Source organism: Trichocoleus sp. AS-A1 (assembly GCF_039962015.1).
Classification (GTDB): Bacteria; Cyanobacteriota; Cyanobacteriia; order Cyanobacteriales; family FACHB-T130; genus FACHB-T130.
Window position 1 is genome coordinate 33,426 of record NZ_JAMPKG010000028.1, and the last position, 21,196, is coordinate 54,621.

At 46.4% G+C, this 21,196-nt stretch carries 16 protein-coding genes and 1 pseudogene; 10 read left to right on the forward strand and 7 right to left on the reverse strand.

The genetic code is table 11. The features are described 5' to 3' along the window. Window positions 1–88: 88 nt before the first annotated feature. The 4 genes from NC994_RS19930 to NC994_RS19945 all read left to right on the forward strand — a co-directional run bounded on the left by NC994_RS19930 (window position 89) and on the right by NC994_RS19945 (window position 7,555). Window positions 89–3,556 (forward strand): tetratricopeptide repeat protein, encoded by a 3,468-nt coding sequence (locus NC994_RS19930; protein ID WP_190433159.1) that lies wholly within the window; start codon window positions 89–91, stop codon window positions 3,554–3,556. Between the two features lie 53 nt (window positions 3,557–3,609). Continuing rightward, entirely contained in the window at window positions 3,610–5,763 is a 2,154-nt protein-coding gene (locus NC994_RS19935; protein ID WP_190433160.1) for a caspase family protein, read from the forward strand. A gap of 566 nt (window positions 5,764–6,329) precedes the next feature. After that, window positions 6,330–7,067, forward strand: a complete 738-nt coding sequence (locus tag NC994_RS19940) for a transposase (RefSeq protein ID WP_242030543.1) — start codon at window positions 6,330–6,332, stop codon at window positions 7,065–7,067. After that, on the forward strand, window positions 7,046–7,555 hold the full coding sequence (locus tag NC994_RS19945; RefSeq protein ID WP_190429814.1) for an RNA-binding protein: 510 nt from the start codon (window positions 7,046–7,048) through the stop codon (window positions 7,553–7,555). Before NC994_RS19940 ends, NC994_RS19945 begins: the two co-directional genes overlap by 22 nt. A 50-nt stretch (window positions 7,556–7,605) precedes the next feature. Here NC994_RS19945 and NC994_RS19950 read toward each other — a convergent pair whose 3' ends face one another. From NC994_RS19950 to NC994_RS19960, 3 genes are all read right to left on the reverse strand, one after another. Next, window positions 7,606–7,998: a hypothetical protein gene (locus NC994_RS19950; RefSeq protein ID WP_190433164.1), complete on the reverse strand. Its 393-nt coding sequence runs from the start codon at window positions 7,996–7,998 to the stop codon at window positions 7,606–7,608. A gap of 46 nt (window positions 7,999–8,044) precedes the next feature. Then, window positions 8,045–9,055 carry an EAL domain-containing protein gene (locus tag NC994_RS19955; RefSeq protein WP_242032504.1) on the reverse strand — a complete coding sequence of 337 codons (1,011 nt, stop codon included), beginning with the start codon at window positions 9,053–9,055 and terminating at the stop codon, window positions 8,045–8,047. Window positions 9,056–10,027: 972 nt separating this feature from the next. After that, entirely contained in the window at window positions 10,028–11,968 is a 1,941-nt protein-coding gene (locus NC994_RS19960) for a tetratricopeptide repeat protein (protein ID WP_190433166.1), read from the reverse strand. A 272-nt stretch (window positions 11,969–12,240) separates the two neighbouring features. On the opposite strand from NC994_RS19960, the gene rpiA reads away from it, so the two are divergent. After that, window positions 12,241–12,951 (forward strand): ribose-5-phosphate isomerase RpiA, encoded by a 711-nt coding sequence (gene rpiA, locus NC994_RS19965; protein WP_190433167.1) that lies wholly within the window; start codon window positions 12,241–12,243, stop codon window positions 12,949–12,951. Window positions 12,952–13,109: 158 nt separating this feature from the next. Here rpiA and NC994_RS19970 read toward each other — a convergent pair whose 3' ends face one another. After that, complete coding sequence (locus NC994_RS19970; RefSeq protein ID WP_190433168.1) at window positions 13,110–13,646, reverse strand: DUF3421 domain-containing protein; 537 nt, start codon at window positions 13,644–13,646, stop codon at window positions 13,110–13,112. Window positions 13,647–13,718: 72 nt separating this feature from the next. Between NC994_RS19970 and NC994_RS19975 the strand changes: the two genes are divergently transcribed. Further along, window positions 13,719–14,900, forward strand: a complete 1,182-nt coding sequence (locus NC994_RS19975) for an aldo/keto reductase (RefSeq protein WP_190433169.1) — start codon at window positions 13,719–13,721, stop codon at window positions 14,898–14,900. A 106-nt stretch (window positions 14,901–15,006) separates the two neighbouring features. Beyond that, on the forward strand, window positions 15,007–16,185 hold the full coding sequence (gene mnmH, locus NC994_RS19980) for a tRNA 2-selenouridine(34) synthase MnmH (RefSeq protein ID WP_190433170.1): 1,179 nt from the start codon (window positions 15,007–15,009) through the stop codon (window positions 16,183–16,185). A gap of 199 nt (window positions 16,186–16,384) precedes the next feature. On the opposite strand, the gene NC994_RS19985 is transcribed toward mnmH, so the two are convergent. Then, window positions 16,385–17,482: a tetratricopeptide repeat protein gene (locus NC994_RS19985; protein WP_347276932.1), complete on the reverse strand. Its 1,098-nt coding sequence runs from the start codon at window positions 17,480–17,482 to the stop codon at window positions 16,385–16,387. A 146-nt stretch (window positions 17,483–17,628) separates the two neighbouring features. Here NC994_RS19985 and NC994_RS19990 point away from each other — a divergent pair. Both NC994_RS19990 and NC994_RS19995 read left to right on the forward strand, forming a co-directional pair. Beyond that, a pseudogene (locus tag NC994_RS19990) lies at window positions 17,629–17,879 on the forward strand (heavy metal-binding domain-containing protein). Window positions 17,880–18,060: 181 nt separating this feature from the next. Then, a complete protein-coding gene (locus NC994_RS19995; protein WP_190415090.1) occupies window positions 18,061–18,681 on the forward strand; it encodes a hypothetical protein in 621 nt (206 codons plus the stop codon). 104 nt (window positions 18,682–18,785) lie between these two features. Here NC994_RS19995 and NC994_RS20000 read toward each other — a convergent pair whose 3' ends face one another. Together NC994_RS20000 and NC994_RS20005 are read right to left on the reverse strand one after the other, a co-directional pair. Beyond that, window positions 18,786–19,244, reverse strand: a complete 459-nt coding sequence (locus NC994_RS20000) for a YbhB/YbcL family Raf kinase inhibitor-like protein (RefSeq protein ID WP_190433171.1) — start codon at window positions 19,242–19,244, stop codon at window positions 18,786–18,788. Window positions 19,245–19,410: 166 nt separating this feature from the next. After that, complete coding sequence (locus NC994_RS20005; RefSeq protein WP_190433172.1) at window positions 19,411–19,548, reverse strand: hypothetical protein; 138 nt, start codon at window positions 19,546–19,548, stop codon at window positions 19,411–19,413. Window positions 19,549–19,638: 90 nt separating this feature from the next. Here NC994_RS20005 and NC994_RS20010 point away from each other — a divergent pair, with 90 nt between their 5' ends. Beyond that, window positions 19,639–21,036 carry a carotenoid oxygenase family protein gene (locus NC994_RS20010; protein ID WP_190433174.1) on the forward strand — a complete coding sequence of 466 codons (1,398 nt, stop codon included), beginning with the start codon at window positions 19,639–19,641 and terminating at the stop codon, window positions 21,034–21,036. Window positions 21,037–21,196: the final 160 nt, after the last annotated feature.

Consider the following 21,196-nt stretch of genomic DNA (forward strand, 5'->3'; position numbering starts at 1 on the left):
CTTGTGTAGCAGTATTTTTATGCGTCCCCCTGTTCAGAAACTTAGCTTTACTACAGCCTTACTTTTATCTTTCAGTTACTTCTTCCCAATGGCAGCGAGGTCCTTAGCCTTAGCAGAGTTCCTGGTGGAACCAGCACAAAAAACACGGTTTATCGCATCTCGACAAGAGCAAAAAACTGAGGCAAATCGGCTGTTTCAACTAGGCATTCAGCAATTTCGCAACAGCCAGTTTAAAGAAGCTCTGCAAACCCTAGAAAGAGTTCTGGAGATTCGCAAAAGCATTGGCGATAAACCAGGGGTTGGTGAAGCACTTACTAGCCTGGGGGAAGTTTACAACGGCTTGAGTCAATACGCCAAAGCTTTAGAAACCTTACAGCAAGCACTGCCTCTCCGAAAAGAAGTGCGCGACAAGGTGGGCGAAGGACGGACGTTGACAGAAATTGGTGCTACTTACCGCGAGTTAGGACAGTTTCCTAAAGCAATGGAGATTCTACAACAAGCGTTGGGAATTCTGAAAACAACAGACGACAAGGTAGGCGAAGGCAACACTCTCTATAACATTGGCATTGTTTATAGCGGACAGGGACAATATCCGCAAGCACTAGAGTTCCTCCAGCAAGCTTTGGAAACGGCGAAAGCAGCAGATGACAAGCTAGGCGAAGGTAGAACTCTGAACACGATTGGTGGAGTCTATGACAGTCAGGGACAGTATCAAAAGGCGATAGAGTTTCAACAACAAGCTTTAAAAATTCTTAGGGATATTGGCGATCGCTTGGGTGAAGTCCGCACTCTAAATAACTTGGGCATCACTTATCGCAAGCTAGGCAGGTATCCTCAAGCTCTAGAAGTCCATCAACAAGCTTTAGCAATCAGCCGGGATATCGGCAATCCCGCCAACGAAGGGCGTAACCTTTACAACATTGGTGTCGTTTATCGCAGCTTAGGCAACTATCCTCAAGCTCTGGAATATTATCAGCAAGCTTTAGCAATTAGCCAAGAGATCGGTGACAAGACAGGTGAAGGGCGCACCCTCATTGGTATCGGGGCAGTTTATGACAGCCTAGGGCAGTATCCAAAAGCGCTGGAGTCTTACCAGCAAGCGTCGAGAATTCTTAAAACCATCGGCGACAAGGCAGGTGTGGGGGCGACTCTCAATAACATTGGGGGAGTGTACTACAGCATGGGCGAGTATTCCCAAGCACTGGAATTTTATCAGCAGGCATTAGAGATTGCTAGAACCATCGGTGACAAAGCTGGTGAGGGGCGCACGCTCAGCAACATGGGGGGAGTTTACGATAGTTTAGGTCAATATCCTCAAGCACTGGAATTCTATCAACAAGCTTTAGCTAACCGCAGAACTATCGGCAACCGCGCGGGTGAAGGAAATACCCTCAACAGCATTGGAGGAGTATACGAAAATTTAGGACAGTATTCTCAGGCACTCGCATTCTTCAAGCAAGCTTTGGAGATTCGTCGGGAGATTGGCGATAAGGCAGGCGAGGGAACGACTCTCAACAATCTTGGAGAAACCTACCGCAATTTAGGTCAATATCCCGAAGCGTTGAAACTTTATCAGCAGGCGGTGGAGATTCTCAAAGAAATTGGCGACAAGGCGGGTGAGGGAGTCACCCTCAACAATATCGGAGTTGTTTCTAATCAGTTGGGACAGTATCCCCAGGCGCTGGAGTTCTTTCAGCAAGCTTTAGCAATTCGTCAAACCGTCGGCGATCGGGCTGGCGTTGGAGCTACTCTGAATAACATTGGGGGAGTTTACAACCAGTTAGAACAGTATCCCCAAGCGTTAGAGTTTTTTCAGCAAGCATTGGGAATTGCTAGAGAAATTGGCGATAAGACGGGCGAAAGAATTGCGCTTGGCAATATGGGTTTTCTGTTAGAGCAACAGAATCAGCCAGAATTAGCGATCGCTTTCTACAAGCAAGCAGTGAATGTCACCGAAGTAATTCGGCAAGATTTACGAGTGCTGCCACGGGAGCAACAGGAATCATATACTCAAACCATTGCCGACACCTATCGCGCCTTCACTAACTTGTTGCTGTCGCAAGGACGAATTTTAGAAGCTCAACAGGTGTTAGAACTGTTGAAGATTCAGGAATTACCCAACTATACAAAAAATGTGAGAACTGGAGATAAAACTTCAGGAATCGCCTTAAATCCCATTGAAGAAAAGATTCTCAAAGAAAATGGAACGTTAATCGCTTTTGGGCAACAAGTTGAACAGTGCAAGCAGAATCGGTGCAGCCAATTGAGCCAATTCAACGATCGGCTTCAGGCTTTGACCGAACAATATAATCAGACAATTGAAACTATTCAAAAAGAAATCCGCAGCCGTCGCGCTCAAGATGATGCCTTTTTTGACCCCAATAAACTTAGTAAAGCTAAAGAAATCGTCGAATCTCAACCAGGTACCGTGCTGATTTATCCCTTCGTACTAAAGGACAAAATTTGGCTGCTATGGGCATCGAAAGGAGGCATTCTTAAAAGCCTGGAAGTTCCCGTAACGCAGCGGCAATTAGGCGAATCTGTTTTAAAATTCCGTCAGTTAGTAGAAGATTCCCGGTCTGATATTTCCGAAGTCAAGATGACGGGTAAACAACTCTACGACTGGCTAATTAAACCGATTGAACCCGAACTCAAAGCGAATAAAATTAAAAATTTAGTTTTTTCGATGGATCGGGTTACTCGTTACATTCCCATCAGTGCATTGTTTGATGGTGAAAAATATTTAATTGAGAACTACTCCGTTTCTACAGTGCTATCTGCTGACTTAACAGATGTACGCGATCGCCTTCCTCCTGGCATTCAAAATACCTCCGTTCTAGCGCTAGGGCTATCTCATGCAGTTGCTGGCTTTAATTCCCTGCCCAATGTCCCCGCAGAATTAGATGCGATCGTGCAAAAGAAACCGAACGACACAACTGGAATTTATCCGGGAAATGAATTTCTCAACAATGCTTTTGATTTTCCTACCTTGCGAGATAATCTGACAGGTCATCAGATTTTGCATATTGCTACCCACGGTCAATTTGTGCCAGGACGCCCAGATGATTCATTTCTGCTATTAGGTACGGGTGAGAAATTAACAATTTCTCAGATTCAAACTTTACAAGATTTGGGCAATGTTCATTTGGTTGTGCTATCAGCTTGCGAAACGGCACTGGGTGGGCCAGACCAAGATGGTGTAGAGATTGCTGGCATCAGCTACTATTTCCTCAATGCTGGAACCAAGGCAGTAATCGCTTCCTTGTGGCTGGTGGACGATCGCAGCACCAGTCAACTGATGCAAAAATTCTACGGCTATTTAGCTCAAAGTACACAGCAGGCACCAATGACAAAAGCTACAGCCCTTCGCCAATCTCAACTGGGCTTGCTGCACAGTGATTTCTCAACCCCAGCGCCTAATAATGTTGATAGTCGCGGCAGTATTAATGTTGAAGCGATGCCAAATTCTAGAAGCGAAAATCCTCTCAGCACTAGGTCAAAATTTGACCATCCTTACTATTGGGCACCCTTCATTTTGATTGGAAATGGACTTTAAAAAATTTTGAGTTTTGAGTTAAGACAGTAACACCAATCTAGTTAGAAGTAATTATGCCTTACATTAAGCGTCGTCAGTTTTTGCAGTTTGCTGGATCGACTTTGGCAACGCTGGGTTTGAGCCAGCTGGAGATTATGCAGCAAGGAGATCGCTTTGGTCGTGCGATCGCTCAAGGAACACCTCGGAAACTTGCCTTGCTGGTGGGGATTAATGCCTATCCAACAGCACCGTTGCGAGGATGTGTCACTGATGTCGAGTTGCAGCAACAACTGCTGATTCACCGATTTGGCTTTAATCCGAAAGACATTCTGCTCCTGACTGATGGGCAAACGACCCGCAAGGGCATCTTAAATGCCTTTGAAGAACACCTGATTAAACAAGCTAAAGCCGGGGATGTCGTGGTCTTTCACTTCTCAGGGCATGGTTCCCAAGTAACCGATCCCGACTGCGACTTCAAAGACCCGACAGGGAAGTGTCTTAATAGTACCTTTGTGCCCATCGATAGTGCGCTGCCTACCGGATTTCCCAATGAAAGAGGCGTTGTCGAGGACATCATGGGGCACACCTTATTTTTATTGATGGATGCCCTGAAGACAGAGAACGTTACCGCAGTGCTGGATAGCTGTCACTCAGGTGGCGGCAAACGGGGGAATTTAGTCGTGCGATCGCGTGATGGGGGTTCCCAACTTCAACCAGTTCCTGCCGAAATAGAATATCAGGAACAATGGCTCTCTCGCCTGAATCTCTCACCCGCTGAATTTGTGCGTCGCCGTCGCGAGGGTGTCGCCAAAGGTGTCGTCATCGCCTCCGCCAAGCGGGAACAGTATGCCGCAGATGCCCCATTCAGCGACTTTTATGCCGGTGCTTTTACTTATTTAATGACTCAATATCTGTGGCAACAAACTGGCAGCGAATCTTTTGCCAGCGCCCTCCCTAATATTGGTCGTAACACTACACGGATGTCATCTCGGCAAAACCCTGAATTTGAGGCAAAACCAGGCAGCAATAATCTCAAGCAACCGATGTACTTTATTGGTCAACAAACGCCTCCAGCGGAAGCTGTGATCACTAAAGTAGAAGGTAACCAAGCTCAATTATGGCTGGGCGGACTTAACCCCCAAAGTTTAGCGGCTTTTGAGCAAGATGCCCTTCTCACCGTAGTAGACTCCCAAGGGCGCGAACAAGGAGTCGTGCAGTTAGAATCTCGTCAAGGCTTAATCGGACGCGGCAAATTGTTAAAAACTGCCAAACCCGGATCGCTGTTGCAGGAACGCACTCGCGGGATTCCTACTGATGTAACTTTAAAAATTGGTCTTGATCCCTCTTTAGGCAACGACACCGCGCAGGCGAAGCAAGCTTTGCAAGCGATCAAGCGCCTTGAAGCTGTACCTTTACAACAGCAAGAGGTGCAATACATCTTTGGAAGGATGAAGAGTGAGGGCAGTTTAGGTCTATTTTCGCCAGCGATGGAGCCGATTCCTGACTCCTTTGGCACTGCCGGTGAAACCGTAGCCGATGCGGTCAGTCGCCTGCAAGCCAAACTGAAATCTTTACTAGCAGCCAGGATTGTCAAACTCACTCTGAATACCAATTCATCGCGCCTAAACGTCAATGCTTCGATGAATCGAGCCGGTCAAAATGAAATTTTGGCTAGTGCTTTCACCGTTCGCGGTAGCGATCGCAGTATCGGTCAAAAAACTTCTTCCAATAAGCCTTCAGCAAATCTTCCCTCGGATGCCCGCAAGTTACCGATCGGAACGTCGGTGCAGTTCCAGATTACAAACAACGAGCCGCGAGACCTCTATTTCAGCGTCCTAGTCATTGACCCAACTGGAGAAATAGCAGCAATCTTTCCAAATCAGTGGACGGCGACCGATGATGTTACCCAGGTGAAGGCTGGGCAAACACTACAAATTCCTGGAGCTGACGATCAATTTAACCTCGTCACCCAAGAACCCAAAGGAGTCGCAGAAGTCCTGATTGTTGCCAGTAGCACACCCCTGCGAAAAGCTCTGCAAGCGTTGCGAAACCTGGCACCACGGGATACAAGAGGCCCCGTAGCTCTTTCGGAGCCAACTCAAGTGGTCGGCGATTTGCTGGATGACCTTGCGGAAGGCACGCGCGGCACTGGAAACTCTCCCCAAGGCGTGAGTAACGTAGATACAACTCAGATGGCGGCGATGTCGATTACCTTTGAAGTTATTTGACCGTTCCGGCAAGAACATAAAGCAGTATCTTGAGAACCGATCCACTTGGGGGTGGAGTTTGCGGGCTTCACGCCTGAAGATACTGCTAAAGACGGAAATCTGCTGTTTAAACTAGCCCCATAGCAGAGACCGTGATACCTTTAAAAATAATGTTAATATCTTGCAATAATTAGGAGCGATCGCAAACGTCTCGCCTCGATACTGCTGTAAACCACTCGATATCCAGGAAGGTCGAGTGCAAAGATTACAGTAATTTAGGATACAATTCTCTAATGAGAATCGCCCATGAGTATCGATTGCGCCCAAGTCAGCAGCAGTTAGTTACAATGGAGGAATGGATAGAAGCGCTCAGATGGCAGTACAATTATCGGTTGGCTGAACGCTTTAACTGGTGGAAACAAAAAGGTTGTAATACTAACTGCTATTGCCAAAGCAGTTGTTCAATCGCATCAATTAAAGATAAGCTAGATTCTTGCAGCCAAAAGTGCAATTTAAAAAAAATAAACTCTTTATTTGCAGCCGATAAAAGACTTTTTTTTCAACTATTACAAAACTGCGTTGAGCAGGTGGCAATCCCTCGATACAATAGGAAAGCCCAGAAGCGGATTGAGCGGTTACAGCGTCAGTTGTCTCGCCAGAAACAGGGCAGTAAGCATCGAGTTAAAGCTGTCCAGCAGATTGAATTGTCACCGTTAAATGTTGCAAACCAGCGTCAAAATTTTTACCAACAAGTTGCCAACTGGCTATTGAAGCAATTAATGGTGGTTGCCGATCGAGACTTGATCAACAAAAAACTCGCCGGGAGCAAATTGGCAAAGTTTGTTACGGGTGCTGGATGGGAAAAATTCGTGTCTATCTTGGCGCTCATCGGTGCCGGGAAGAAGCGCTATTCGGCGTTTAAGGGGTTGATAGCAGGAAGGCGTTTCTATGGGCTAGTACATCCATCTGGGACGATTCAAGAAGATTCTAGCTGTGAGGCGGAATTTTTCAAGACGCAGGCTGATAGATGGTTTTTCTATTCTGATGACGGATTGGCTCTTAATCGAGATGAAAACGTTTTCAGGAAAATGAAGAAAAAGGCGGCGGTCATCTCATCAGGCTGTGGAGTTGGGGTAGACCAAAAGGCTCTCGCTGAAACGAGAAATCTCCAAATAAGCCGTAAGGTTGATTGGGAGAAGCTGTCACCGAAGAGCGGGTTTAGTGCGAGCAGCCCAATCGAGTATACGCTTTGTGCGCGATCGCAATTTTTGTCTAAAGATATTGAGTCTGGAGGTATTTTTCCATGTCTATCCGTTTGTATGTAGGCAATCTGCCCAAAGAAGAAGTAGACCGTCAGGAGTTACAAGCTCTTTTTGGGGACATGAGCGATTCTGTTTCCACTAAGGTGATTAAAGACCGGAAAACCGGCAAATGTCGGGGTTTTGCCTTTGTAACCGTGAAGACGGATGAACTGGCTGATGAAATTATTGAAAAGTTCAACGGTCAGATGTTCCAAGAAAGCCCGCTGAAAATAGAAAAGGCATTGCCACGAGCTAAGGGTGAAGGGGAAGAAGAACCTCGCCCAGCAGCTCCAGCTCCTATTAAGGACCCCAACAAAGCTGCTAGCGGCGGCGGTGGCGCTCCCGCTCCCGCTCCCACAGGCGGCGGTGGTCGTCGTGGTGGCAGCAACAAGAAGTCGCGACGCTCTGAAGGGACAACATCTAATAATGAATCAGATACCTTTCAACCCGACCCCCGCTGGGCTGGCGAATTGGCGAAGCTGAAGGAACTGTTGGCTGCTCAAAGCAATTAGTCGTTAGTCATTAGTCAAAGGTTAATGACTAATGACTAAGCAACTAAAAGCTAATTACTCAGAGGAAGTTGCAACCAGTCTTGCAGGTAGCTGCGTAGCTGCTTGGTAAATTCTGGTCGCTCGTTAAATCGTTCGGTGCGAACGGGCTTGCGATCTTCATCAAGAGTCCAGCCATAATCACTGCTTAGACGCAATTTGCCTTGCCAGTCTGCTACTGAGACAATCAGCTGACTTGCAGGGCTGTTGTCTAGCTCTAAAACCCGAAATACATAATTAAACGTATTCTGGGTGGCTGCGGCAACGGTCGAAGGCTGACCGTATTTGAGGTTGAGGCGCGATCGCACTTGTTCTATTAAACCCGGTTGCTCCACTTCCTCCAAAGTTTTGACGGCTAAGGTTAGTGCGAAATAAAATTCTTCGACTGGAATAAATTCAAGCTGCATAGATAAGAGTCAGTTGTACCAGGAAAGCATCTTACAGCATCTGGTTTTAACAAGTGCAGGGATCTGTGTAAGACAAAATCCTGAGCGACGACTTCACAAAATCGAGCCGTTGCTGCTGCAAAGTTACCTGCGGCATTGCTAAGCCAAATCCCTGCCCGTAATCTGCCCCTAAATCGCGGCAAAATTCAACATCTTCCCTGTCTTCAAGCCCCTCAGCCACAACTCGAATTCCCAAGTTATGAGCAGAATTCACTAAACTTTTGAGCATCACCTGCTTGAGAGAATGCTGGCTGCAACCATGTACCAATCGCCGATCTATCTTGATCAAATCGGGGCAAAACTCCATGAAGTAGTTGTCAGGCGAAACACAGGCGCACAAATCATCTACAGCAACTCCAAACCCCCGTTCTCTTAGGCGATTAATGGTTTTCAAGAGTTTTGGACAGCTGACCAACGCTTCCACTTCGGTTAATTCAAATACAATTTGTTCGGGCTGTAATCCCAGGTCGAGAATTAACTTGATGTTCTGCTCTAAGGATGCAGGATCTTTGCTGATTACATTGGGTAAGATATTAATAAAAAATGTTTGATGACTCTTAGTGTTAGCAATTGATTGTAAACAAATTGTCCGAGCCAGTTCGTCAAACTCGTAAGCCAATTTTGTCGAAAGGGCTGCTTCAATTAATTGATAACCGCTGAAGTGTGCTTCGTGTTCGTCTTTGGCGCGTGCCAAACATTCATAAGCAATTATTTCGCCGGTTGATAAATTGAAAATAGGCTGATAGTGAAAAAATATTTGCTGCTTCGCTAAAATCTGAAAAAACCAAGCATATTTAACCGCCTGGGTAATCGTACTAATCGGTTGCGCTTTTAAAAAATCTTCTAGTAAATTTTGATAATCGCGTGACGATGTCTCAATAGACGAATCCCTTTGCTCGGTTCGCGTCAGAAAAAAGCGTGAGGAAGCTTGACTGGTTTCTGAAAGGACTTGGCTGATCTTGACGAAAATACTAACCAGTTCACGATTATTTACAGTTTGATAGAGAAGCTGAGGCATGGCAGGAAGCTCCTGAAACCCAATGCTGGAAAGACAGCAGCTAGTTTCCTTGTCATCAGGTTGGATAACCAGATTAAGCGGATGAATCTGTGACATTACAGCAGAGACTACCAATATTTTTTTCTAAGGAATAAAGATATATCAAACCAGGAAATACCCTGTATCCATTGAAACTGTCTTCTGCCTGAGGGCGTAAGAGGTATTCCCAACGGTACTATAGGTTAGTTTTCAAAAAATGGGAAGCTCGTAGTAAACATTATGTGCTTATAGGCTGCGCTCAAAATGTGCTTATAGGCTGCGCTCAAATTGCCATGAGCCGTTTTAGGCAAAACTTTGCAATCCTCTGCGAACCCACAGGAGATGTTCCTACAAAATCATGCCGTAATCGGGCAATACCTTGATATAGGCACTCAAAAGTTTCATTTAGTACAGGGAGGTTTCTTGTAAATCGGCACACTAGGAGAGAGAACCGCCATAAGTTCGCTTCATGCTGCGCGTGAAGCGAAGCTATCACGAAAGGGAATCGCTAACGTGCCGCTCTTTCCCAGATGCTTCGCTCATGCTAACAGACTCAAGCTTAGAGCTATACAAACTAAGCCTGCTTCAGTGAATCTTTATATATAGGGATTCTTGTTTGGATGCAGCAAATGTTTAATCCCCCTGCCTTTGACCGAAAAGCGGAAACCGGCATGGGGTAAGGTTCCGAGTGGATTGCACGCTTAATGAGAACTGCTATATCGTCTGCCTGCGCGGACTTTGTTTGAAGTACAGCCAAAGGTTGCTTTGATACGCTTACAGTCGTCGGGTATGCTTTGTAAGTCAAGAAGTCTGTTGTGGACAGACGAATGCGACTTTCGTCCCTGCTGCTGGAAGTGCTAGCTTAGTGCATCGCTTCCATAACCGGGAATACTGCTGGCGCGGCATTAGGTGAGTAATAGGAGAAGAGAGGACCCGATCGCATCCTTACTCTGATTATGTAGTTAACATTACAAAAACCAAAAAAGTGATCAGGATTGCATTGTAGATTGCATGATCGGCTGTACTTGCCTGAACTCCTGCTTCCTGAGCGATTTCTTCATTATTATTTTTTTTGAAAGACTGGTCATGTACAAATTTATAGCGACAAGCAAATAAAAAACCTGGAATAATCAGCAGAAAACCTGCATAAATAGGAATTCCTACGGTGATATGGACTAAACCAAAAGCTGTAGAATTCCCGATTATCTGCTTCCAGGTGTTAGCACCTTGACGAAAAATCTTTTCCTCCAATCCAGCCCAAAACGGAACCATTAAAATTAAACATATCCAAAATACAACCATCAAAACTTTTGTGTAATCAAAAGGGGGTTTCTGAGTCGTACTATTTGTCGGTACTGCTTTATAAGTCTTATTTGCAGCCTTTTCATTGGGTATCGCGCGAGGTTGAGTTGCAACATTTGCATTGGGTGATTGCTTGGGTTGAGTTACAACTTTTTCATCGGTTACAACTTTTTCATCGGGTGATTGCTTGGGTTGAATTACAAATTTTTCATCGGGCGGTAAGCTTTCACTGGGGCTGGGAAGTTGAGAATTAATATTATCTGGTGGTGGAGGTTGAATGCTTTTAATCGTATCAAACGGTTGAAATATAATATTTCCAGAATTCCCGAAAACCGCACTAGCCCATCCCCATTGCATAAATTGGGGGACGTATGGGTTTACTACTGCAAATGTCGTTAAGGTAACAAAAAGAATAAAAGCTGCCCGGACATAACTTAAAATCCCACTTTTAAAATAAATTGCTAATACCCAACTTAATTGGGACTTGTTTTTCCAAATATCCCCTAAGATAAACCAAATAATTGCAACTGAAAATAGAGTAGAAAACATCTGCTTTAAATTTGTTGCCCAAGGCGATTGAGCAGAACTGATGATAAAAATAAATGTTGCAACAAATAAAAACTGATACTTAAATGCATTGACAATATTTTTTAGGTCGTTAAATAGGTGATTTCTTTTTTCAGAATTTAATAAATGCTGAAAAATCTTACCTGTTATGAGCAAGCAGATGAGTTTATAAAACGCAGCCGATGCATATTCTGGCTTAAGCTGTAAGGCTTTTTCAAAGCTAGCGATCGCTTCTTGATAGCAATGTAACTTTGCCAGGATAAAGCCTCGACCGTACCAGGCTTGAGGAAACCAAAATTCTTGACAATCTGGTTGAATTGTAGTGGCTTTTTCAAAGCTAGCCAGTGCTTCTTCATCCCGCCCTAAATTTACCAGTAACGAACCCCGATTGTACCAAGCTCGCTGATAGGCTGGATTGATTTCCAAAGATTTATCAAAATTGCAAAGTGCTTCTTGGCGGCGTTTTGGTAATGGTAGCACAGCCCCACGGGTACACCAGGCTTCATAGCCGTTTGGATTAATCTCTAAAGCTTTATCGCAGCTAGCGATCGCTTCTTTGCGGCGATTTAACTTACTCAGCACCCAGCCTCGCTTGTACCAGGCTTGATAAGATTCTGGTTGAATTTGCAAAGCCTGTTCGCAACTCGCTAGTGCTTCTTTCCCACGATTTAACATGATCAGTGCATGGGCGCGATCGCTCCAAGCTTCGGAATAATCTGGATTTAACTTTATCGCTTTGTCGTAGCAACTAACAGCTTCGTTGTAGCGGCTTAAATAAAATAAGGAAAGTCCATAGTTGTATAAAATTTTATCAGAATCCGGTTGAAGACCTAAAGCCTCTTGATAATGAGCAACAGCCTCTTTATACTTTCCTATTTCGGCTAATTTTAATCCTTCTTCAAACAGCAATAAGGCTTTGTGTGTAGTGCTTGTTTGCTCACCCTGATTTTTTTGATGGTGTGCTTCTGGAGTCAGATTTGAGTCGTGTTGATAATCTTCCTGAGAAAAATTTTCACCCTGAGTCATAGGAAGGGAACTCCAGATAGTAGACTGACTGTTGCAGCTGAGTTGGTTTAGGTTTACGCGATCGTATACTTTTCGGAGCGGAGCAAACCCCTCACACCCCCCTTCCCGCGGAGAGAAGGGGGGTTGGACTCTCCTCATCGCTAAAAACACTCGTCTTTTAGAAGTGGTTTAGGCAGAGGTAGAGAGGCAATGGAGAGAAGTGAACCGAGTAGTATTGCTAAGCGATCCTAGCCTACAGAGCTAAGTTGTCAATATCGCCAGGAGTTTTAAGAATGAGTGCAGAACAAGATCCCGTTAAGGTGATGAAGCAGGAAGTTGGGAAAGCCGCTGCCGCCCGCGTCCAGTCGGGGATGATAGTGGGACTGGGCACCGGATCGACGACTGCTTATGCAATTGAATCTTTGGGCGATCGCTTGAAGTCCGGCGATCTCAAAGACATCAAAGGCATCCCCACCTCATTTCAGGCATCCGTGCTAGCTAAACAGTACGGAATTCCCTTAACCACCTTGGATGAAGCCGATCGGATTGATATTGCCATTGATGGAGCCGATGAAGTCGATCCGCAGCACAATTTGATTAAAGGGGGCGGTGCTGCCCACACCCAGGAAAAGATAGTAGATTGTTTGGCAGAGCAGTTTATCGTTGTGGTCGATAGTTCCAAGCTCGTTGACAAGCTGGGTTCCACCTTCCGCGTGCCAGTCGAGGTAATTCCGATGGCAATGACACCCGTGATGCGGGCGATCGAAAAGCTAGGCGGTAAGCCAGAACTGCGGATGGGCGTCAAAAAAGCGGGTCCCGTTGTCACCGATCAAGGCAATCTGGTCATTGATGTAAAGTTTGACACCCTCGATAATCCTGGAGAACTGGAAAAGACGCTCAATAATATCCCTGGCGTTTTGGAAAATGGTTTATTTGTGGGCGTCACAGATTTAGTTTTAGTGGGCGAAGTGGTAGATGGGAAGCCCATTGTGCGAGAAGCTTAATCTTCTTTTGCGAGCCTCCGAGCAAAATTACTAATCTGCTCTCTACCTGGATTTTGTCTCTTTTCCCGTGCGAGACAAAATCCGACCCTATCCTGAGTTTCAGGCGTTTTTGGGTTTACGTTCAACTGTAGCGATCGCACCAGCTTAAACTCGGATTTTTAACGATTTCTCCTAAGCACGGCTACCTGATAGTTGCGCTTGAGAATCTCCTGTCCTCCCCAACTAATATTGCAATTGCTAGCGACAATTTTTCCGGGATGGACGCCGTTATTGTGAGATGCCCGACAGATAAATCGATCTTCATTTGCCTCTATCCCACCCGCGATCGCTCCCACTGGCACCCGTCCGTTCGATGCTGCTATCCAAACAATCCGAACGTTTCGGGGCGCGGTTAAAACTTCATAGAAAGGGGCGAGAATTTCCTCTCCACCCCAACCAAAATTACAATTGTTGGCAACAACTTTTCCCGGATGCACGCCACCGTTATATTCGGCGCGACAGATGTACAAACGACGCCCCGATTCAGATCCACCAACCACGGCATTGGGCGGGATGTCTCCATTCGATGCACCTACCCAATTCATGGCTCCTTCAGGACGGGGGCTATTCTGAGCCAGGATCGCAGAACTCGATGCCAGCAGCAGGGTTGCTGGTAAAAAAGATAGCAAGGTAGCACGAACAACGTTTGCAAGCATCGTCAATTACCCTAAAAATAGTTGTGCTTAACTACAAGCACAATTCAGCAGTTTTCTTATGTATTTAGAAAGATGCAGTATCGGCGATTTGGGCGTACAGAATTACAAATGCCCGTGTTTTCTTGTGGGGGGATGCGCTATCAGTTTAAGTGGCAGGATGTCCCTGGATGGCGAGTTCCCCGCGATAATCAACGGAATGTAGAAGCAACGATTCGTCGAGCCTTTGAAGCTGGAATCAATCACATTGAAACTGCCCGTGGTTACGGCACTTCCGAAATGCAGTTGGGGCGGATTTTGCCGACTTTTCCCCGCGAAAAACTGATTGTCCAGACGAAAATCAGCCCTAAAACAGAGAGTAAAGAATTTCGCCAGGAATTTGAGAAGTCCCTAGCTTACTTAAAGCTAGATTACGTTGATTTGCTGTCGCTACACGGCATCAATACCGCCGATTTGCTACACGATAGCATCAAACCGGGCGGCTGTCTGGAAGTGGCGCGACAGCTACAAGATCGAGGCAAAGTTCGGTTTATTGGCTTCTCGACGCACGGGCCAAGTGATGTAATTGTGAAGGCGATTGAGACGAACCAGTTTGACTACGTTAACCTGCACTGGTACTACATCAATCAATTCAACTGGTCTGCCATTGAGGCAGCTTCTCAGCACGATATGGGCGTTTTTATTATCAGTCCTTCAGAGAAAGGAGGAATGCTGTTTAAACCGCCACAAAAATTGGTGGATTTGTGCTATCCCCTCAGCCCAATCGTGTTTAACGATTTGTTCTGCCTGAGTCATCCGCAGGTGCATACTCTTAGTGTGGGGGCGTCACGACCAGAGGACTTTGACGAACACTTGAAGACCTTGCCGCTGTTAGAGAATTCAGAGGCGGTTTTGTTGCCAATTCTGCATCGTTTAGAGAAAGAAGCGATCGCTACCTTAGGAGAAGACTGGGTAAAAACTTGGCACGTTGGTTTACCAAAGCCAGAAGCAACGCCGGGGGGACTAAATATACAGGTGATTTTGTGGCTAAGAAATTTAGCGATCGCCTACGATATGATCGAGTACGCTAAAATGCGCTACAACCTGCTGGGCAACGCCAGCCACTGGTTTCCTGGAGCCAAAGCGGATCGGGTTCGAGAACTAGACCTCCGGCAATGTCTTACCCATAGTCCCCACGCCGACAAAATTCCCGCATTGCTGGAAGAAACTGACCGACTGCTAGGCGGTCAAACCCTCAAACGCTTATCCCAAACCTAAAATGGTATGAGTTGGGGTAATGGCTAATCAAAGAGTGGCTAATCGAAAAGTGGCTCTTGAACAATCCTTCAATTAGCCATCAGCAATTAGCCATTCATATTTAACAATGCCGCGATCGCCCAATTATACTCAGCTATCTGAGACAGAAACTTACAGCGAAATTATTGATGTCCGCTCACCCAGCGAATTTGCTGAAGATCGGATACCCGGTGCCATTAACCTGCCCGTTCTGGATGACGAGGAACGCGCTAAAGTCGGAACGCTCTATAAACAAGTTTGTCCTTTCACTGCCCGTAAACTAGGAGCGACCTTAGTTGCTCAAAATATTTCCCGTCACCTCACCCATCACTTTGCCGAAAAAGACAAAGACTATCATCCCCTCGTGTACTGCTGGCGGGGAGGACAGCGTTCTAACAGTTTGGCAACCGTCTTGAGTCAAATTGGTTGGCAAGTCACTGTCCTCGAAGGGGGCTACAAAACCTATCGTTCCTTGGTACGCGAGCAACTGCAAGCCCTCCCGGAACGCTTTACCTTCTGGATATTATCTGGAATGACTGGCAGCGGTAAAACCCACATTTTGCACCGTCTGGCTGAGTTTGGCATTCAGGTGCTGGATCTGGAAGGTTTGGCAAACCATCGCGGTTCTCTCCTGGGTGAAGAGTGGGAGAGTGGGAGTGGCGCTGAGGAGCAGCTGGTAGAAACAAGGGCGATCGCATCTGGAGCTGAGGGGAAATTACCGATAACCCATCCCCAGCCTCAGCCATCCCAAAAACACTTTGAATCCCTGCTACTGCAACAGTTGCAAAGCCTCGATCCCAACTTTCCCGTATGGGTGGAAGCGGAGAGTAATAAAATTGGGCGGATTTATGTGCCCCCATCTCTTTGGCAGCAAATGAAACAAGCAAGCTGTGTAGAAATTGAGATGCCTGTAGAAGCTAGAATTCAGTGGCTTTTGCAAGAATATCCTCACTTAATGACCCACCCGGAAGTTTTAAAAGCGAAGTTGCACAGACTGAAATCTCGCTATGGCTGGGAAAAACTCCAAGAATGGTACCAGCTCATTGATACCCAACAGTGGGAAAGATTGGTGAGAGACTTGCTAGAGTGCCACTACGATCCGAGCTACAACCACGCTATCCGCCGCTGCTTTCCCAATTTAGAGCGGGTAGTTTCCCTGGCAGATTTATCGGATGCCAGTGTTGATGCTTTGGTCAAAATATTAGATTTAAGCGCGGGTTCTACGAGCGAACAACCAAAATCTATCCGTTGCTCAACCCCAGCCTAATCATCCAAAATCTAAAGTCGAAAATCAAAATTGAAAATACGGAAGCCCCATTAGATGCTCTAAATTGTTCTGACATCAATGGGGCTGAGGACGCAGTTAGGAGGTATCTTGCAGTCCAACTTATCCGCAGAAATTTCCACAAGCCGAGACTCTTAATAAGTTTTTAAGAAACTATCCATCAGTTATTCGCCATTTGCCCTTAGCCTTTGTCTTTTTGAAGCTCTCTAAGGGCGGAAGTCGCTCTCTGAGAGCCTTCCTTCTGACCTTGACGCTGGTAAAGGTCGCGGGCTTGCTCAAAAGCTGCGATCGCTTCCGGTACCCTTTCTCGCTTTCTCAACGCCACTCCCAGATTGTAGTAAGCTTGGGCATTTTCCGGCGACATTTCTACCAGCCGCCGATACGCAACAATTGCCATTAGGTAGTCCTGCTGCTTCAGCAAAATATCAGCGATCGCTGTCTGAGCTTCCACGAGATCGGGTTTGATCTTCACTGCCTGTTGATAAGCCTTTAAGGCATCATCCAGATTATTCCCGGTTTGCAAAATTTTGCCAATTTGGAGGCTAATCTGAGCATTGCGAGGTTCAATCTTGGCTGCCCGTTCTAAAGCCGCCATCCCAGCCGTGACGTTGCCTTGCTTCATGTAGGCGTCTCCCAAGTTCAACTGCACGCCGCTGTCATTTGGGGCGAGAGCAACAGCCTGTTGGAGTGCTTGAATCGCTTCTGCGGGACGCCCCTGCTTCAGGAAGGCGGAGCCGATAAATTCATAAGCTTGTAGATTTTTCGGATCGAGCTGGAGGGCAGTTTCATAGGCTTGCATTGCGCCTTGATAATCTTTTAGACGCTGTAATACCACCCCTAATCCTAGATAGGCATTCAGGTTCTTGTTGTCGATCTGGGCAGCACGCTGGTAGGCGGCTGCGGCACTGGCATTGTCTCCAAGATTCGCGAGAGCGTACCCCAATGCATACTGAAAATCAGCATTCTTCGGTTCGAGGGTGACAGCCTGTTGATAAGCTTTAGCGGCTTCTCGGTAGTTGCCCTGAACTGCTTGTAAATAGCCGATGGCGGAGAAGATACGGGCATTTTCGCGATCGAGATCCGCAGCTTGCTGATAAATTGTCAAGGCTTTGGCAATATCTCCCGTATCCACCAACTTACGCCCCTGCCGCAGCAGTTCGCTCACCTGCTGTTGACTGCCTTGGGCTACCAGTGGAGCCGCTTGGACAACTGGCATTTTGATGGTAGCGATCGCTGGCACCAACAAGAGACTGGCTACTAATAAAGTCTGTTTTTGCACGGTCGATTTATCTTGAGTTTCTACAATGGCTCAATGTTTCTATTCCGGAAGCATGAATCCAGAATGGCTAAACACAGCAGAGGGATGAGCTTTACCTCGTCTACACCCCTAATTTGCCTAAAAAGAAATTTTGACGAGGACAGTTAATGATTGTAACAACAACTGATGTCGTTCACAAAGCTGTGTTAAGAGCGTATTTAGCAATTATCACCGCTGAAGTCGTTTTGTCTAGTCGTGCCCTGTGGTTTTTTTTGATGGGGTTGGGGAGATTATCGGCGGACGGAATGGCAGTTATATATCTGTAGTTTTTGAGCGGAATGGGATGCAGCAGCACAGCGACCAGTCTGGCTTTTTATTGCTCATTACTGTCACGGAAACAGCCGTAAAGCTCTACTAATTTATTAATAATTGCGATCGCGCTTTTCACTTAAATAGAACACATATTTCTATCGATAGATATCCTGATTATTCCTACTGATAGATATACCCAGAAAAATACCAGTATAAAGTATAACTCAAGGGTGAAAGTTAGAAGAAAGTAGCTCTATAAAAAATAGAAACAGGAAGAGCGGTGAGCAATGTCATACACAAATCGAGAAGACAGGGTTGTTATTGAGCCAACTGCTGGCAATCAAATTGTTGAGTACCACGATCGTGTAAGGTGGGGTCCCATTTTTGCCGGTATTGTTACTGCTTTAGCTACTCAGTTAATTCTGAGTGCTTTAGGAGCCGCAATTGGTGCTACTAATATTTCCGGTTCCGGCGCACCGAGAACCTATGCCGATGATGTTGGCAGAGCAGTCGGAATTTGGTCTATTATCTCTTTGTTTATTTCCCTTTTGGTGGGTAGTTGGGTAGCAGCCCGTGCCAGTGGTCCGATGAACCGGAATACAGCAATGTTAAATGGAGCCATTCTTTGGGCTACAACTTTGGCATTGAGTTCCTGGTTGTTAGCAAGTGGAATCTCAGGCGCATTCGGTATTGTAGGTGCGAATGCTGGGGAAATCGTCAATCAAGCGCAACAAGGTGCAGTGAACGTACCCAACGACGCGCCGAATGTAACGGCTCAACAAACTCGTGATATTGCGGGTGCAACAGCGAAGGCAGGTTGGTCGTTTACAATTGGTTCTCTGCTAGGTTTAGCAGCATCGCTGATTGGCTCATCTATGGGTGCCCGGACTCCTCGGCATCACACATAAGAATTGATGACTCAAAATCAAATTTGCAGGCTTATTTTAGCCACCAGTAAAAACACCTTTAAAAAGGTGTTTTTTTTGTAGATTAATTGTGAACTGCCACAAGATTATCGCTGGCGACTGTAGCGTCCAATGAGTTCTGCTGCTGCCAGAATATGACCATTCATTGCCGCTTCTACCTTGTTTTTAGTGGCACCCGCTGCTAAATCTAACAGTCGATCGAGTGCGTAGAGTTTGAAAAAGTACCGATGCGTACCACTAGGGGGACAAGGGCCACCATAACCTAAATTGCCAAAATCATTTTTACCTTGGACGCCCCCCTCAGCAAGGTTTGCTTCGCTGGGAATGCCGCCAGGTAGATGGCGAATTTCAGGTGGGAGATCGTAGAGAACCCAATGGACAAAAATGTCTCCAGGCGCGTCCAGATCGTCAACGATTAAAGCAAGGCTCTGAGTACTCTCTGGCGGGGAATTCCAGCTAAGAGAGGGGGAAATATTTGCGCCGTCGCAGGTGTATTTAGAGGGAATTACACTGTTTTCAGTAAAAGCCGTACTCTCAAGTTTCATCGTCTTTAGTGTCAGAGATTGACGATTGATAGGGGTGATTGGCGAATCGTTCTTACTTGCAGAACTCTAAGCGCTTGGCGGTAGTCCTGCTAATGCCAGTAGATTAGCGTTTTGGCACAGGGTAATTCTTCAACCAATAGGCTTAGCCACAGAAATATCTTGCGATTTACTGGTAGTCAATCACGATGGCTTTAGATGGTTTAGGGTAAAAGTTGTTCGTATTCATCCATTCCATATAGAGAGAACGAGAGAAAGATGCGATCGCATCCTTTAAACTTTGCTTGCACCACGCCAACCACTCCATCTAGGTTGTTTCCACAACCATAGTGTGAGACGCGATCGCGTTCGCTCAATCAAAATAAATATAGATAAGACAATCGATTCAGCACAACGCATGACCACAACCGCAGTCAATCCCTATCTAGATGGCAACTTTGCGCCAGTACGGGAAGAAATCGCACCCACCAACTTGAAAGTAATCGGCGAACTACCCCCCGATTTATCCGGGATGTTTGTGCGGAATGGCCCCAATCCTCAATTCCAACCTATCGGCAACTATCACTGGTTTGATGGGGATGGAATGTTGCACGGAGTGCGAATAAATAACGGCAAAGCTCAATATCGCAACCGTTATATCCGGACGCGGGGATTTAATATTGAGCGGGAAGCAGGTAAGGCGATTTGGACGGGTTTGATGGAACCGTCACGAGGTAACAATCCCTACAATTTCCCTAAAAATACCGCTAACACGGCTCTAGTGTGGCATGATGGGCGGCTGCTAGCGCTTTGGGAAGGAGGCGAACCTCACGCGATCGAAGTTCCCAGTTTAGAGACATCAGGTGCTTACACTTACAATAGCAAGCTGGTTTCTGCCTTTACCGCTCATCCCAAGGTAGACGCTGAAACGGGGGAGATGATGTTTTTTGGCTACTCGTTTGCCCCACCGTACCTAAAATACAGCGTCGTTTCAGCGAAGGGTGAGCTGTTGCGAACCGTTCCCATCGACTTGCCGATGGGAGTGATGATGCACGATTTTGCCATCACCGAACACTACACGATTTTTATGGATCTGCCGCTAACCTTCAGCATGGTACGAATGCAGCAGGGTAAACCACCATTGATGTTTGAGCGCGATCGCCCTAGTCGTTTCGGGATTGTCCCCCGTCATGGCGATAACAGCAACATCCGCTGGTTTGAAAGTCCCCCCTGCTACGTCTTCCATACTCTCAATGCCTACGAGGAGGGAGATGAAGTAGTGCTTGTCGCTTGTCGCATGAGTTCCACCAGTGTTTTAACGACTGATATGACCCCTGGTGAAAATGAGGGAGACGCGGGTCGTTTGTACCAATGGCGCTTTAACCTCAGCACGGGTACCGTAAAAGAGGAAATGCTGGACGATGCGCCATCAGATTTCCCCCGCCTGAACGAACAGCGAATGGGACGACCGATGCGCTACGGTTATACCGCAAAGATGGCAAATAATCCTATGCCTGTGTTTGAAGGGGTCATCAAGTATGACTTTAAGAATGGTAAGTCCGAAACTCATGAATTCGGACGCGGACGCTATGGTGGCGAAGCGGTATTTGTTCCTCTTCCCGATGCGACTGCTGAGGATGACGGTTGGCTAATGACTTTTGTCCACGATGATGAAGCAGACACTTCGGAACTGGTGGTCGTAAATGCCCAAGACGTGACATCTGAACCAGTGGCGCGTGTCCTCATCCCCCAGCGGGTGCCTTACGGTTTCCACGGGACATGGGTTTCTGAGGAACAGTTAAGCGCTTCTGTCTAATTTGTGGTGAGATGCGATCGCATTCTTGAAATCGTCAAAGATGCGATCGCTACAACTAAAACCACCCTAAGCTCCAGGCATCGCAATATGATACAAAAACTAGCAATCGATACCGCGCCAGCTATCAAATGAGGAACGCTGCTGCGAGAACGAGAAATTA